Genomic DNA, 13531 nt, shown 5'->3' with positions numbered 1-13531 from the left:
GTCAGCCTCCTGTCCGGGTGAGGACGCCGGTGCGGGCCGACAGCCACCAGGTGGGCACGGCGGCGATGAGCACCAGCAGAGCCGCGTACGGCGCGGCGGCCGCGTACGCGGCGACCGAGGTGTGCTTCCACAGACCGGTGGCGAGCGTGTCCATTCCGGTCGGGCGCAGCAGCAAGGTGGCGGGCAGCTCCTTCATACAGGTGAGGAAGACCAGGGCGGCCCCGGCTCCGATGCCGGGCGCGGCCAGGGGAACGGTCACCGTGCGCAGTACGTACGCCCGCCGACGCCCGAGAGAGCGGGCTACCTCCTCCAGGCCGGGCGGGGCCTGGGCGGCGGCGGCACCGACTGCCGCGACCGCGAGGGGCAGGAACAGCGCCGCGTACGCGAGTGCGAGCAGCCACACGCTCTGGTAAAGCGGGTAGGCCACGTTGATGCCGAAGAACACCAGCGAAAGCCCGATGACCAGACCGGGCAGTGCGTGCGAGAGATACGCCAGACGGTCCAGAGCCACGGCGAGCAGGCCGGGCGCGCGGGCAGACAGTAGCCCCACCGGCAGCGCGAGGACCATGGTCAGGCCCGTGCCGAGCAAGCCGACCCCCAGCGAGTTCCCCGCCGCGTGGGCGAGTTCCCCCAGCGACCCCGGCCGCGACACCCCCGCACCGAACCACCGCACCAGACTCACCGTCGGCACGCCGAGAGCCGCCCCGAGCACACCGGCGAGCCCCAGCGTGGCCGGCCACCGCAACCGGCCCAAGCGCAGCCGCGTCGGAGGCCGGGGCGCCCCGCCTCCGAGACGAGCGAAGCGGGCCGCACGCCGACGGCTGAGCTGTTCGGCCACCAGCACCACCGCCGTGAGGGCGACGAGGACCGTGGCGAGCACGAGCGCACCGGTGCGGTCGAAGCCGAGGTTGATCGAGGTGAAGACGGCCCGGGTGAGGACCTCCACCCGCAGGATCGAGACGGCGCCGAAGTCGGAGAGCACGTAGAGCGCGACCAGCAGCGCTCCCGCCGCCACCGCCGGCCGCACCTGGCGCAGCGTCACACCGGCCGCGGTGCGCCACGGGCCGCGCCCGAGCGACCGGGCCACCTCCTCCTGCGCCGGATCCACGCCGACCAGTGCGGCCGCGACCGGCAGGTAGACATACGGGTACGAGACCAGCGTGAGCACGAGAGCCGCCGCCCAGAAGCCCTCGAAGCCCTCCACCGTGGACACCCAGGCGAAGGCAGCGACGTAGCTCGGCACCGCGAGCGGAAGCGCGGCGAGCACTCCGAACGACCGCCGGCCCGGAATGTCGGTGCGGGTGACCAGGAATGCCGCAGCCACACCCAGGACGGTGCAGGCCGCGGTGACGACCACCGCCAGCGCCAGGCTCCGTATGACGAGCGCCTGGGTGCGCGCCGTGAACAGCTCGTCGGAGACCCGCCCCCAGCCCGCCTCGCCGGCCCGTATCCCCAGATAGACCAGCGGGATGAGCGCGACGCCGATGGCGAGCACCGCCGCGCAGGCCAGTGCCGGGCGCGGCACCAGCCGCCGCGCCCGGCGCAGGGTGAGGGTCCAGGTGGTCAGACGAGCCCCGAATCCTTGATCATTTCGACCGTGGTCGCCAGATCGTCCAGGTCGTTGAGGTCGATGTCCGGTGCGTTCAGCGAAGACAGCGAGGGCAGGCCGGGGGCGGTGTCGACGCCTTCGACCAGCGGGTACTCGTATGTCTGCTCGGCGAAGTAGGTCTGGGCCTCGGTGCCCAGCAAGTAGTCGACGAACGCGCGGACGTCGGGATCGTCGTCGGCCCTGTCCAGCACGCCCACGCCGGAGACGTTGACCAGGCTGCCGATGTCTCCGTTGGGGAAGAAGTGGTTCTTCGCCTTGAGGGCGTCGACAGTGGTGCCCTTCTCCTTGGCCAGTTCGTACACGTAGTAGTGGTTGACCAGCCCGGCGGCGAGCCGACCGGCGTTGACGTCGGCGACGATCGGCGCGTTCCCCTCGCGGATCTGTGCGTCGTTGGCCTTCAGCCCCGCCAGGAAGTCCTCGGTCCTCTCGTCGCCGTCCTCCACCCGCATCGCGGTGATGAACGCCTGGAACGAGCCGTTGGTCGGCGCGATGCCCACCTTGCCCTTCCACTCGGGCTCGGTCAGCTCGAACACCGACTCCGGCAAATCGGCCTCGGGAACCTGGTCCACGTTGTAGACCATCGTGCGCACACGGCCGCTCACACCGACCCACTCGCCGCCTTCGTCCCGGTAGGCGGCCGGCACCTTGTCCAGCACCTCGTCCGGCAGCTTGGCGAACAGACCCTGCGCTGCCACGGACCCCAGGGCACCAGCGTCCTGCGCGAGGAAGACGTCCGCCGGGCTCCGGTTGCCCTCCTCCTGCAGCTGGGCAGCCATCTGTGCGGTATCGCCGTAGCGCACCTCGACGGCGATACCGCTGGCCTCCTCGAAGTCCTCCAGCACCGGCGTGACCAAGGACTCGCTCCGCCCGCTGTACACGGTGATCTTCTCGTCGGAGCCTGCCGCCGCTTCGGCCTGCGCGTCCTCGTCCAAGCCGCATCCCGTGGCCCCCAAGGCCAGCAGACCGCCGAGCGCCGACGCCAGCAAGGGCCTCATCCGAGATGTGCTCACGATCCCGCCTCCATTGCCGGTCCCGCCGGCCGTGCTTAGGGCAGACTTACCTTCCTTAAGTCAGGCTTACCTTGCTATAGGTGCATGTGTCCACATTTATGTGGCCCACGGGTGGTGGTGAATGGCCCGGCGGTACTTCGCCCACAGTCCGTGGCGGAGCGGGCTTCGCGGTCAGCTCTCAGGCTGATCGACAACCTGTGCGATATAGAGCGGCTCGCCCAGCTTCTCGATCAGCTCAATCTGCGTGTCGAGGTAGTCGATGTGGTTCTCCTCGTCGGCGAGGATCGACTCGAAGATGTTCGCCGAGGTGACGTCGCCCTTGGAACGCATGACCTCGATACCGCGCCGGAGACGGTCGATCGCCTCGACCTCGACCTCGCGGTCCGCCTGGAACATCTCGGTGACGCTCTGTCCCACCCGCACATGGAAGAGCCGCTGATAGTTGGGCAGACCGTCAAGCAACAGGATTCGATCGGTGAGAACCTCCGCATGATTCATCTCATCGAACGACTCGTGGCGCGTATGTGCCGCGAGCTTCGTCCAACCGTTGCTCTCCTGCATCTTGGCGTGCAGGAAATACTGGTTGATCGCCGTCAGCTCCGCGGTCAGTTGCTCATTGAGGAACTCAAGAACCTCGGGGTCACTCTGCATGGCAAGCCGTCCTTCCCGAGAGAGACCGACTCGACGCCACGTGCCCACACCGCGACCAGCATCCGACCCGGCAAGGGAACACTTACCGTAAGTAATCCTCCCCGCGGCTGGCCGGCATCCGGCTCGGCCGGGACGTTGTTGATGGCGCCAGCTTCTTCGACGATAACGCGCTTCGGGTTGCTGTGATCAGGCCACTGCTTCCCAACGCGGGCCGCGTCCCTCCAATCCCGAAGCCCGAGTCGGCGCCCGCCGCCAGGCATCCTCGGCCTGCTTGTCGCAGAGGCCCATAACGACGCATTGAGCTGACTCTTGTGTCGTGGAGTCCCTGAACCCCAAGCGCCGCCCGCGAGGTCCGCATCACCGGCCGCCCGGTCACGGTCCCACGGCGGCCCGGTCGCTTCGGCCTTGGCATCTGGATCGCTGAGCTGAGTGGTATCGCTGTCGGCGTACGGACCTTTCACGAGTACGCCGACACCTCACGCAATACACGCTCCCCAACACCGGCGAAATCGTCCCGCTGCTGCAGATCGCGCCATCAAAAACGACGAGGAGCGAGCACTGCTCGACAACCCCGAACTCGCCGACGTCCTGAGCACGACCTTCCGGCGAGTTGGTGACCGCTCCGGCGCAATCCCTCTGGTCACATCGTTCGACGACCAGGAAAGGCTCTGGACCCCACCCCTGCCGTTGCTGCCCAGTCGGAATCCGCTGGCCGCCGCTCGCCCGTCGCGCCGAGCAGCATCCACAAGGCCTCAACGAAGCCTTGCTCGCCACCGGCCTGATCGACGAGACGGCAAGCCCCCTGCGCTTCCAGCCGCACGACTTCCGCCGGATCTTCGTCACCGACGCCCTCGCGAACGGCATGCCCCCGCACACTGCGTAGGGTCGTTTCCACAGGCAGATGCTCTCCTCCGGAACAGCGGACGCACACCGCGCCATGGCCACCTGGCGCGAGCTCGCGAACGGACCCTACGACTGCAGAGCGCCAAGAACATCGAGCCAGCCACCGCCCCCATGCCCCCGACCCGCGCCGACCCCTCAGCATCCTCGAGTTCACATGATCACGAACCGGACGCCCCGCGACTACGCCGGAGCCGCAAACCCTTCGCCAACCCCAAGAACGACGACCGGGTCCACGGAAACGCCTTCCGCTCCCCCGCCGCGTTCCGCCTGGGCGATCCTGGCACGCGTTCGGAGAGCGGCGGCGGCCCGTTCTCACACCTGGCGTTTCCAGACCAGCTTCCAGCGTTCTGCGCGGGCGGCCTCGACCCCGGGAGCAGGCTTGGTGGGCCGTCCGGCGAGGCTTGCCCCGCATCCCGCGCAGAGCAGGTGTGCCGTGAACCCGTCGTGCCAGGACTTCGTACCGTAGCCCGCTCCGCAAACCGGGCATTCGGTCAGATTCCCTGAAGGGGCGCGCAGAATGCGGGGCATGACTGCCGTAAGCGGTTCGGCAGGGTGGACCTCCGGATCGGGGTACCAGAGCTGGCGTCGCGGCTCGGGTGGGGTGGGAATACGCATGCCGGCGGCTTTCTGCGCACGGCGGCGGACCTGCCACTCACGAAACTGCACCAGCCATACTTCCCGCGCGGCGTGCAGTTCCTCGACTGCCCGCACCACCGCCTCCGAGTCCATCTCGGGCTCGGGCGGAATCCCGGCGCTGCGGCACAGGTGGTGGTAGGTAGCGCGGAACCCATAAGGGGCGAACTCTGTGATGCACGTGCGCAGGGCCCCGAAGCGCTGCACCGGTGAACGCGTACGGTCGTGCGCCCGCAGGTGATGTGTGGTGAAGCTCCCCATCATCCGAGCCTAACGAGCTTGTCCCAAGGTTGGCTTGGCATGTCGAGGGCCGCGGCGTGCCTTCAGGTTCACCTTCACGGATTGCCGGGCAGTGTTGTAGCGGTCTGCGGGTGTGAGAGGCGTTCGGCTACGGCTTGGATGATGTCGATCATGTGCTCGCGGCGGGCGTGGTGACGGGAGAGGGCCCGTGAGTTCTTCACCTGGCGGCGGTTGACCGCATGGAACGAGCCGGCGTGTGCGAGGAGTCGCACCTCGTGCTGCTGAGGAAACGGCGGGCCGCGAAGGCAAGCGTCAAGGCGCCGACGTGCCGCTGTCGGTGCGGGACGCCGACGACATCGTCAGCAGCGTCTTTGCCGCGGCGCTGCGAGGTTCGGGCCGCGGCAGCCGCCTGATGTCGTCGGACACCCACCGACGGGGAACTGAGTCTGCTTCGGGACACAGGAGCGCCGCTCGGATCTGCCTACGCTGCGGTCACCTCGTCCAGTAGCGGATGTTGCGGAAGCGGGCCTCGGCGCGGCCGGAGCCGTGGTGGTATACGCCGTTCTTGAAGTAGCGGGTGGCGGGGCCCCGGTCGTCGACCGTCAGGACGAGGGAGTCGTCGAAATAGACCTTGATGGTCCCGGTCCCGCTGCTTGCCTGGTGGGCGATCTTCACGTTGAACCAGGTGTCGTAGGCATCCGTCTTGAGCACCGTGCCGTCGTAGCGCCGCACGGTCCCGCCATTGGTGTTGTAGGCGTTGAGCATGATGTCGGTGGCGGGGGTGCCCGTGGGGCGAACACTTCGCAGGGTCTGCACGAAGGAGGCTCCGTCGGTACCGGACGGGATGTAGACGTCGGCGTCCCACATGTGGTTGCCCGTGGTGTAGTCGGCCTTCCAGCGCATCTCGGTGCGCGGGTCGGTGGAGTTGCCCTCCTCGAACGGCTCGTCGGTGGCGTACACCCACATGCGGTGGACGCCGCCGCTGTAGCTGTGCCGGTCGCTGAGGTCGAGGTTCCAGGGCTTCTGCCAGCTGTACGTGAACGAGGTCTGCGTCCAGCCGTCGGTCGGGTCGGCGGCCGGCGCGGCACCGGCGAGCGGGGTCGGCGGCAGGGCGAGCGCGGCACCGCCGGCCAGTAGGCCGGCTCCTGCGCGTAAGACGGATCTCCTGTTCATACGTGTGTCCTTCCGGTGAGGGAGAGGGGTGTGAAACGCGAACGCAGGCAACCTCAATACATCGGAGGAGTCAAGACTTCGACCAAGATTGCCGATGCGGGCACGAAGTCCCAACCTGCCCACCGATGCCATTCCAGGCCCAGGAGATGGCTCTTAGGAATGTTGGCAGATACACGGCAAATGCCTAGGTTCCCGATACACCCGATGTATCGACGATCCGTCAGGTCTGCAGGACGATGATGACCTCACAGCAGGGCTGGGCATGCGCCGGCGCCCCGCAGAGCCGTACTCGGCACCGCGCTGGGCGGAGCGGCAGCGTCGGCCCTGCCCGGAACGGCCCCCGCCGAACAGCCCGTACCGGCGGAGCGGTTGGACGGTGCCACGCCAGTGGCCGGGGCGGGGGAATCGCCTCGTACAGGCCGCTGACACTGCAGTTGAGCTCCAGTTGGCGGCGGACCGCCGCGAGGGTGCGCGCTATCGGGACGTTGATGAGGAACGCGGGCGGGCATCCGTCTTCTTCCAGGCGGCGGGTGACGCCGCCGTGCAGGACGGCGAAGGGCTGCTGTTCGAGGTCGCTCTGCTGCATCAGCCCGTCCCAGCCCCGAGGATCTCAGCAAGCCTGCACGGGATCTCCAGCCGTCTCGCCCGTCCGAGCTCTGCGCCCGGCAGCTACGAGAGTGCGCGAAGCAATGGCCTGATGGTGCGGACGAGTTCCTCGGGGCGATCCCACTGCGGCGTGTGTGCGCCCGGGGTCTGCACTACTTCGACCCCGAGCCGGGCGGCGAGCCAGGCGGCGGCTTCGTGGAAGTAGTCCGGTGATTCCTGGCCGACCAAGACCTGGGCAAGGGTGGTGATGCCGGCGAGCCTCGCATCGTCAGGGCGGTAGGACTCGAACGCACCCATCTCGATACCGAAAAGCGTCTCCCCGTTCGAGGCCATCCTGTGGCGCAGGTCCGGGTCCAGGCGATCCCAGTTGTCGTCGCCCGCAGCGAATCGGATGAAGTGCTCAGCGGCTGTCTGAGGCCCCCCGGCGGCCATCCCCGCTTCGACGACCGGCGCCACGACGGCCTCGGCCTCGCCCGGGTTCTCCAGGACTGAGAACAGCGTGATCTCGTGCAGGAGGGCGCCCCGGACGACGCCGGGGTGGCGGATGAGCAGGTCAAGGGCGGTGATCGCCCCATAGCTGTTGCCGAACACTGCGGCGGGAGCGAGCGCGAGCGCGGTGAGAAGTGCTGCGGCATCGTCGGCCTGCTCAGGTACGGAGGTGGCCTCCCACCCGCTGGGGCGGGGGCTGCGGGAATTGCCACGCCTGTCGTAGGTGACCACGGTGAATTCGTCGGCGAGCAAGTCCGCGACTCGGTCGAAGTGTCCGGCATCGCCGGTCGCGCCGGAGATGAACAGCACCGATGGGCCAGTGCCCCGAAGCTCGTAGTAGATGTCTGTCCCGTTCACGCCAATCGACGGCATAGCGACTTCCTCAGCTGGACGAGAGCCTTCGCGCCTCTGCGAGATACTGCTGTCCTGCCACCTGTGCGCGTCGGACGCCGCGCGCGGTGTCGCCTGCGGGTGGGCGCGTCGATGGCCAAATGGCGGTTCGCCGATGCGCTCCCACTCGCGAGCTCCGGCCCGGCCGCGTTCGTCGTCGGCGAGGTGCTCCTGGCGGGAGTCCTGTTCGCGTGTCGAAGAGGGCGTCCTCGAGGGGCCGCCGCGACGGCATCCGCGGTCATCCCCTTCGCGCGGCGGCGGACCACGCGCCGACTGATGCGGGCGTGGTCGACCGGCACCGACACCCCAGGGCCGGCTCCAGGCTGTCCTCGTCCCATGCCGGCCCTACCGCCTGGCTCAAGGGCACGCGCAGTCCGCGTCCCGCTGGAATTGGATGTCCAACGGTGGGTGATGGCGCTCCAGGGCATGCTCCACCTGCCGCCTCGACACAGAGCCTTTTCCAACCTGCTGTTTGCACGGCTCAGTGGAGACCTCCGTGGACACGGGTGGCATCTGCGATCCGGCATCGCAAAACTGCGCCTGAGCAGTTCCTGAGTCCCTCGGTGCATCACCGCCGGACGAATCCGGCGGTGATGCACTGCTGTTCATGACCTTCTCAGTACGGTGCCATCACCAGATCGCCGATCACCCGCAACCCGACCTGGGCCGCCAGCCATGGTGCGCGTGCGGCCTCGATTTGCTTGACGTGGACGAAAACCGTGTGGTCGGTCGCGGGCTCCTCCAGGTCCAGGTCGCGGACATTCATGCACAGCGTCAGGAACGCGCCCCTGGTACCACCCACACCCAGGCCGACTTCAGGGGCCTCGGGCCAGCCCGCGAAGTCCCACCGCACCGTGGCTGGGCTGTCGCCCACCGCCTTGAGGAACGGCTGTACGGTCTCCAATGGCATGGCCCAGCCCCGCAGCCGGATGGGCAGGTGTGCCGACGGATCGTCCCCCTTCTCCGACGAGCCGTCCCTGTCCCCTTCCGCCCACCATTGAGTATCCGGCAACACAACCAGCACGGCTGAAAGGATGTGCGTCGAGGAGATCCGCACCTCGAAATCGACTTCGAGGTCCCTGAGATCGGCGATACCGAGCAACCGCTCAACAATGCACAACGCCTCCGAGAGATCGTTCGTTCTCAGGATGGGTTGCGCGTAGGAGTTGGACATGGCGACCATGTTGCCACCGGGCGCTTCTCAACGTACTTCCGAAGCTGGGCACTTGGACTGACAGACGGGGGAAGCTCCCCGGTAGATGGGACTCGTCCGGCGTCGATGTGTCCAGCTCTGCCCTCCGCTTCCTCGCCGCCCGCCTGAGAGAACACCGCCGCGCTCTCGGCACCGATGGCGGCGCCTGAGCGCGGGCCGACAGGCCCTGCTCCCCCTCTCCCACTCCGCAACGGCCACCCCTATGCCCAGCTCCCGGCCGGTTCCGGGGTCGGCACCACCACCGTCTACCGATACGTCACCGAAGCCGTCGAGCTCCTGGCCGCCCTCGCCCCCCTGGCTTCACCTGCCCTGGCCGGTGCCGTCCATGACGTCAGGGCGGCACGCGAACACGGCCCAGGGCGCAGGCAACACGATCCGTCTCCCTTACCGCGGCCGACGGGACAGCCTTTCCGCCGGTCAGCAGGCCGTCAACCGGTCCCATGCGAAGGCCCGGGCGCTGGTCGAGCAAGCCATCGGCACCCTCAAGTCCTGGCAGCTCCTGCGCAAGCCCCGCCGCTCGACGACCCGGATCACTAGCCTCGTCCACGCCGTCTTCACCCTCCATCCGGCCAGCTCAGACTGAAGTTGGAGAGGGCTAACTGTCACCCAGGCCGTCTGCGTCTCCCTGACCTGCACATGTTCAGGACAGAAGATTCAGTGCTCGCAGAGGGAAAATTCTCGTTCGTAGACCTGCTCGTTGTGCTCGTCGACGAAGAACTTGCGTTCCTGCATGAGTTGGTCGCGGTAGTCCTTAGCCTGTTCGAGCGTCATGGTCGAGGTGCCGGACCATGGTTGTTGCGGTGGCACATCGGACGTCGAGACGATCTTCTCCGACGGGTCGACCAGGAAGAACGCGAGAATTTTGCGATATCCCGGGCGGGTGGGGTCCGTGAGGCGGAATGAACCGACGCGGTGTTGCAGGACGTTGGGGAACGCCAGGCAGCGACCCGCTGGGGTCGAGGCCGATCCCAGCATCTGGTTCAGCGCGTCTTCGTCCTCCAGGCCGTAGACCTCACGCAGACCGTTGTCGTCGTTCTGTTCGTAGTTGGGGTCGTCAAGTGCCGCCCGAAAACTCAACCGGCTCTCGGTGATGTTCTCGCTGTCCCAGTAGTAGATGCCGGTCGAGACGATCCGCTCGTTCATCATCCCCTCGACATGCCAGGAACCGCCCGGGTATTCCGGCTTGTCCGGGGTGAGATGAATGGTGGCGAGCTTGACGATGACCTGGAGACGGCAGCCGCGCAGGTCGACACGAGCGGATTCCTCGGGCAACACGGGCGGGGTGAATTCCGGGGCGTCCGGAATGACCGGGCGGCGGTTCTCCCACCAGTCCTCATGGGCCTCTTCCCATGCACGGAGGGCTTCCGCGTAGGCCTCGTCATCGCTGTAGGAGGACTTGTCCGGATACTCGGGCTCCGAGTCGTACCACCCGTAAGGATCGGCCTCGATCCGCAGGGGCCGCGGATGGCGCAGATCGGTGAGCACATTCTCCAACAGCGGGCGGAAGCGGGCGAACAAGTCCGGTAGGACGGAGGCCAGTTCGCGATGAGTCTCGGGATGGACGTTGTTGACGTACGAGCGGAAGGTGACATCGCCGTCGTCACTGACATCGACGTCCGTGGGCAGCCACTGGAACTTTTCCGAGAACTCGTACTTCGAGTAGCGGTCCGTCGGGTTCTGCCAAGCGCGCTCGGGCGCACCGCTCATGTCTCTGACCAGGCAGAACAGTGAGGGATGGACTAGATCCAGTACCTGGCCGTCGGATCCGGGATGCCAGTCCTGCTCCGCTTCGGGGACCTGTTCCAGGACCCGCACCGCCTCGCGCAGCCGGGATCTGAGCTTGTCGTCGACCAAGGTGTCCGACTGCCACACCCCGTCAACGGCGGACACCTCGACACCGGTTCGTCCGTCCCGCAGCGCGGCGTAATGACGGAGTTCGGCCAGCACGTAACGAACCTGCGCTTCGGTTAGGCCTTGGGCGACCGCTTCTTGCGTCCACCTGGCGACGATGTCCGCATCGTTCATCTTGTCGAACCACCCCGGCTTCGCCCGGAGGTGTGAGCTGCACTGCATCATCTGAAGTTCCCGCAGCGTTCGGGGTGTCGCCAACGATATAGAACGGGACGTACGAAAGGGCAGCGGGAAAGCAGACATGCCAGTCAATTCTCTTGATCCTCCCAGTCGGTGCGCGGTGGCGGGAAGGATACTTCAGCCCACTGACACCGCAGCCGTGGTCCCTTCATGGCTGGTCCGGGAGCCAGGGCTTCGACGGCGTCGCATGGTGTCCGGTTCGCGCTCATCCGAGGCCGAGGATGCGCGACGGGGAAGCGGGAGTTGCAGGCGTTGCGGCGTGGCCGTGCTGCTTCTCCGCTCCTGCCTTGCGGAGACCCCCGATGGCCGGCAGTTCCTGGCTGCCGGCGGCTCTGGCTGATCGGGCGGTTCAGAACCTCGATGATCTCGTTCGGCCGCATGGTTCGGTTCCTCGTTCTCAGCGCAGCTGCTCGGCCAGCCCGACGATGATGCCCTCCGGACCGCGGACATAGCAGAGCAGATAGCTGTCCTCGAACCGGGCGATCTCGCCGACGAGTTCGGCGCCGTGAGGGCGCAGGCGCGCAACGGTGTCCTCAAGGTCGTCGACGGCGAACATGACGCGGTGCGTGCCCAGAATGTTGTGCGGCCGGTTACGCGGCCCGGCGCTGATCACCGCGGGACTGCGGTACTTGGCCAGCTCGAGCCGACTGTGACCGTCCGGGGTCCTGACCATCGCGACGTCACAGCGAACGCCGTCGAGTCCGGTGCACTGGTCGGCGAACAGGCCTTCGACCTCCGCCCGGCCCTCCAGCTCCATACCCAGTTCCACGAAGAACGCGATGGCGGCATCCATGTCCTCGACGACGATGCCGACGTTGTCCATCCGCTGAATCGCCATGCTCGTTTCTCCTTCTTCCTCGTGCGGCCGGTGGTGGCCGCTGATGGGCCTGGGACGGAGCCGGTGGCACGTTCTCGACATCCTCAGACCGCCGCACTCCGAAAGTTCTGGATCGCGCCTCAGCACCGGTACGGCAGACCGCCCCGAAGCGGAGCTTCTTCACTCCACTCACCGGACCGCTCAGGAGAAGTCCGCGGCGGTGATGCCGTCGGGATGTCCAGGCGGCCACTCCACCAGCTCGATCCGGTAGCCATCCGGGTCGGTGAGCCACGACGTCTTCGGACCGCGAGGCCCGCCCGGGTACTGGACAGGTCCCGGCTCCAGGCCGGCTTCGGTCAGCATCTCCAGGGTGGCGGCCAGTGTGTCCACCTGGATCGCGAGGTGGTCGAAACCGCTGCCGACGTCGACGCGTCCGTCAACGGGACGGTGGACCAGTTCGAGCGAGGCCGCCGGTTCGCCGGGGAACTTGAGGATCACGAGGTGGCTCCCGTCCCCGCCGCCGACCCTGCCCAGCTCGACGTAGCCCAAGGCCGTGTAGAAGGTGAGCGAGCGGTCCAGGTCGGTGACGCGGTAGCCGACGAAGAGCGTCTTCATGCGGCCTCATCGGGTCGGCGCACCCGGTAGCGGAGGTGCGTGACGTCTCGATCCTCGAGCCGCCGGACGAGATCGAGTTCAATGTGATCACCACCGAGATGGTCGAACAGCCGTCGGCCGTCCCCGAGGAGGACCTGCACCAGGTGGATCTCCATCTCGTCCATGTGCCCGGCTCGGAGCAGGGCTTGGGCCGCGCCCGCCCCATGGACCATGACCGGCCGGTCCCCGGCGGCCGCGCGAGCCTGACGGGCGCAGTCCTCGACGTCGGTGACGAATCGCGCGTGGCCGGGTGGTACGTCCCCGTCATCCACATGGTGGGTGAGGACGAAGATCGGCACACCGTCGTGATGGTCGCCCTGCCAACGCCCGGCGAGTTCGAAGGTTCGACGGCCGGAGATTACCGCGCCGGTCGCCAGCGCCTCGCGATAAACCTGTCCGCTGGGACCGTCGGATTCCCGGTCGTCGAGCCAGTTGAAAAGACGTCCACCAGCGCGTCCGAGCTCCTGGCCCGGTCGATCGTCCGGACCGGCAACGTAGCCGTCGAGCGACATCGACATGTACAGCCGAATCGGACCGCTCATTCTGGCCTCCATCTCTCCTCCACGGCGTGAAGATGCTCCGCTTCTCGCCCCATCGGGGTGGGAATGTCAAAGGGGAAGACTTCAGGCGGCAGGCAAACTCATCGGCCTGACGAGGAGCAGATCAAGAGCAGTCGATCAGTTGCGGTGACTCAGACTGCGTGAGCCTCGGGGCGTTCGACGAGCCGACCCCGTTCGAAGCAAGCTCCGGCCCGCACGAGGGCGACCAGGTGGGGCACGTTCACGGCCGGCCAGCGGGTCGGGGCGGACTCGACCAGCTTGAACACCATGGCCAAGGCTGCCGCGCGGGAACCAGCGCACGCGAACCTGTCCGGTCCGGGCGGGCGCCTACCCCGAGGGTGCCCGGCGCGGTGCCGCGAGGCTCTGCAGCCAAGTGATGTCCCGGCAACCGTTCGCGCTGCGCCCGGTGGCCGGCCTGGTGGTTGTCGAGGCGATGTGCCGCTGGATCTGGCCGGTGTCCCATGGGACGGCTCACCGCCCAGGCAGTGCGTC

At 67.5% G+C, this 13531-nt stretch carries 12 protein-coding genes and 2 pseudogenes; 1 reads left to right on the top strand and 13 read right to left on the bottom strand.

Annotation, left to right across the window (positions count from 1 at the left end; translation table 11 throughout):
* Nucleotide 1 precedes the first annotated feature (1 nt).
* The 8 genes from OG252_RS50240 to OG252_RS50205 form a co-directional block, all read right to left on the bottom strand.
* On the bottom strand, nucleotides 2–1525 hold the full coding sequence (locus OG252_RS50240) for an ABC transporter permease (protein WP_329344878.1): 1524 nt from the start codon (nucleotides 1523–1525) through the stop codon (nucleotides 2–4).
* A gap of 38 nt (nucleotides 1526–1563) precedes the next feature.
* A complete protein-coding gene (locus OG252_RS50235) occupies nucleotides 1564–2619 on the bottom strand; it encodes an iron ABC transporter substrate-binding protein (RefSeq protein ID WP_329344877.1) in 1056 nt (351 codons plus the stop codon).
* A 171-nt stretch (nucleotides 2620–2790) separates the two neighbouring features.
* Nucleotides 2791–3270: a bacterioferritin gene (gene bfr / locus OG252_RS50230; RefSeq protein ID WP_329344876.1), complete on the bottom strand. Its 480-nt coding sequence runs from the start codon at nucleotides 3268–3270 to the stop codon at nucleotides 2791–2793.
* 1215 nt (nucleotides 3271–4485) lie between these two features.
* Nucleotides 4486–5067 (bottom strand): hypothetical protein, encoded by a 582-nt coding sequence (locus OG252_RS50225; protein WP_329344875.1) that lies wholly within the window; start codon nucleotides 5065–5067, stop codon nucleotides 4486–4488.
* A 471-nt stretch (nucleotides 5068–5538) separates the two neighbouring features.
* A complete protein-coding gene (locus OG252_RS50220; RefSeq protein ID WP_329344874.1) occupies nucleotides 5539–6219 on the bottom strand; it encodes a polysaccharide lyase family 7 protein in 681 nt (226 codons plus the stop codon).
* A 220-nt stretch (nucleotides 6220–6439) separates the two neighbouring features.
* Nucleotides 6440–6805: a hypothetical protein gene (locus OG252_RS50215; protein WP_329344873.1), complete on the bottom strand. Its 366-nt coding sequence runs from the start codon at nucleotides 6803–6805 to the stop codon at nucleotides 6440–6442.
* Between the two features lie 83 nt (nucleotides 6806–6888).
* Nucleotides 6889–7686, bottom strand: coding sequence for an alpha/beta fold hydrolase (locus OG252_RS50210; protein ID WP_329344872.1), 798 nt, complete (start codon nucleotides 7684–7686; stop codon nucleotides 6889–6891).
* A 634-nt stretch (nucleotides 7687–8320) separates the two neighbouring features.
* A complete protein-coding gene (locus tag OG252_RS50205) occupies nucleotides 8321–8878 on the bottom strand; it encodes a hypothetical protein (protein WP_329344871.1) in 558 nt (185 codons plus the stop codon).
* Nucleotides 8879–8922: 44 nt separating this feature from the next.
* Between OG252_RS50205 and OG252_RS50200 the strand changes: the two are divergent.
* Nucleotides 8923–9500: pseudogene (locus OG252_RS50200) on the top strand (transposase family protein).
* A gap of 71 nt (nucleotides 9501–9571) precedes the next feature.
* Here the strand turns inward: OG252_RS50200 and OG252_RS50195 are convergent.
* The 5 genes and pseudogenes from OG252_RS50195 to OG252_RS50175 all read right to left on the bottom strand — a co-directional run.
* On the bottom strand, nucleotides 9572–11080 hold the full coding sequence (locus OG252_RS50195; RefSeq protein ID WP_329344870.1) for a DUF4246 domain-containing protein: 1509 nt from the start codon (nucleotides 11078–11080) through the stop codon (nucleotides 9572–9574).
* Nucleotides 11081–11405: 325 nt separating this feature from the next.
* Nucleotides 11406–11846 carry a VOC family protein gene (locus tag OG252_RS50190; protein WP_329344869.1) on the bottom strand — a complete coding sequence of 147 codons (441 nt, stop codon included), beginning with the start codon at nucleotides 11844–11846 and terminating at the stop codon, nucleotides 11406–11408.
* A 180-nt stretch (nucleotides 11847–12026) separates the two neighbouring features.
* On the bottom strand, nucleotides 12027–12440 hold the full coding sequence (locus tag OG252_RS50185; RefSeq protein ID WP_329344868.1) for a VOC family protein: 414 nt from the start codon (nucleotides 12438–12440) through the stop codon (nucleotides 12027–12029).
* Complete coding sequence (locus OG252_RS50180; protein WP_329344867.1) at nucleotides 12437–13021, bottom strand: dihydrofolate reductase family protein; 585 nt, start codon at nucleotides 13019–13021, stop codon at nucleotides 12437–12439. The genes OG252_RS50185 and OG252_RS50180 overlap by 4 nt, the downstream gene beginning before the upstream one ends.
* 149 nt (nucleotides 13022–13170) lie before the next feature.
* Nucleotides 13171–13332 (bottom strand): annotated as a pseudogene (locus OG252_RS50175) (IS256 family transposase); the annotation flags it as partial.
* Nucleotides 13333–13531 lie beyond the last annotated feature (199 nt).

Origin of the sequence: Streptomyces sp. NBC_01352 (assembly GCF_036237295.1) — a bacterium.
In the GTDB taxonomy this organism is placed as follows: domain Bacteria; phylum Actinomycetota; class Actinomycetes; order Streptomycetales; family Streptomycetaceae; genus Streptomyces; species Streptomyces plumbiresistens.
Note: the sequence above shows the minus strand (reverse complement) of the source record. Positions and strands in the feature narration are given on the sequence as shown.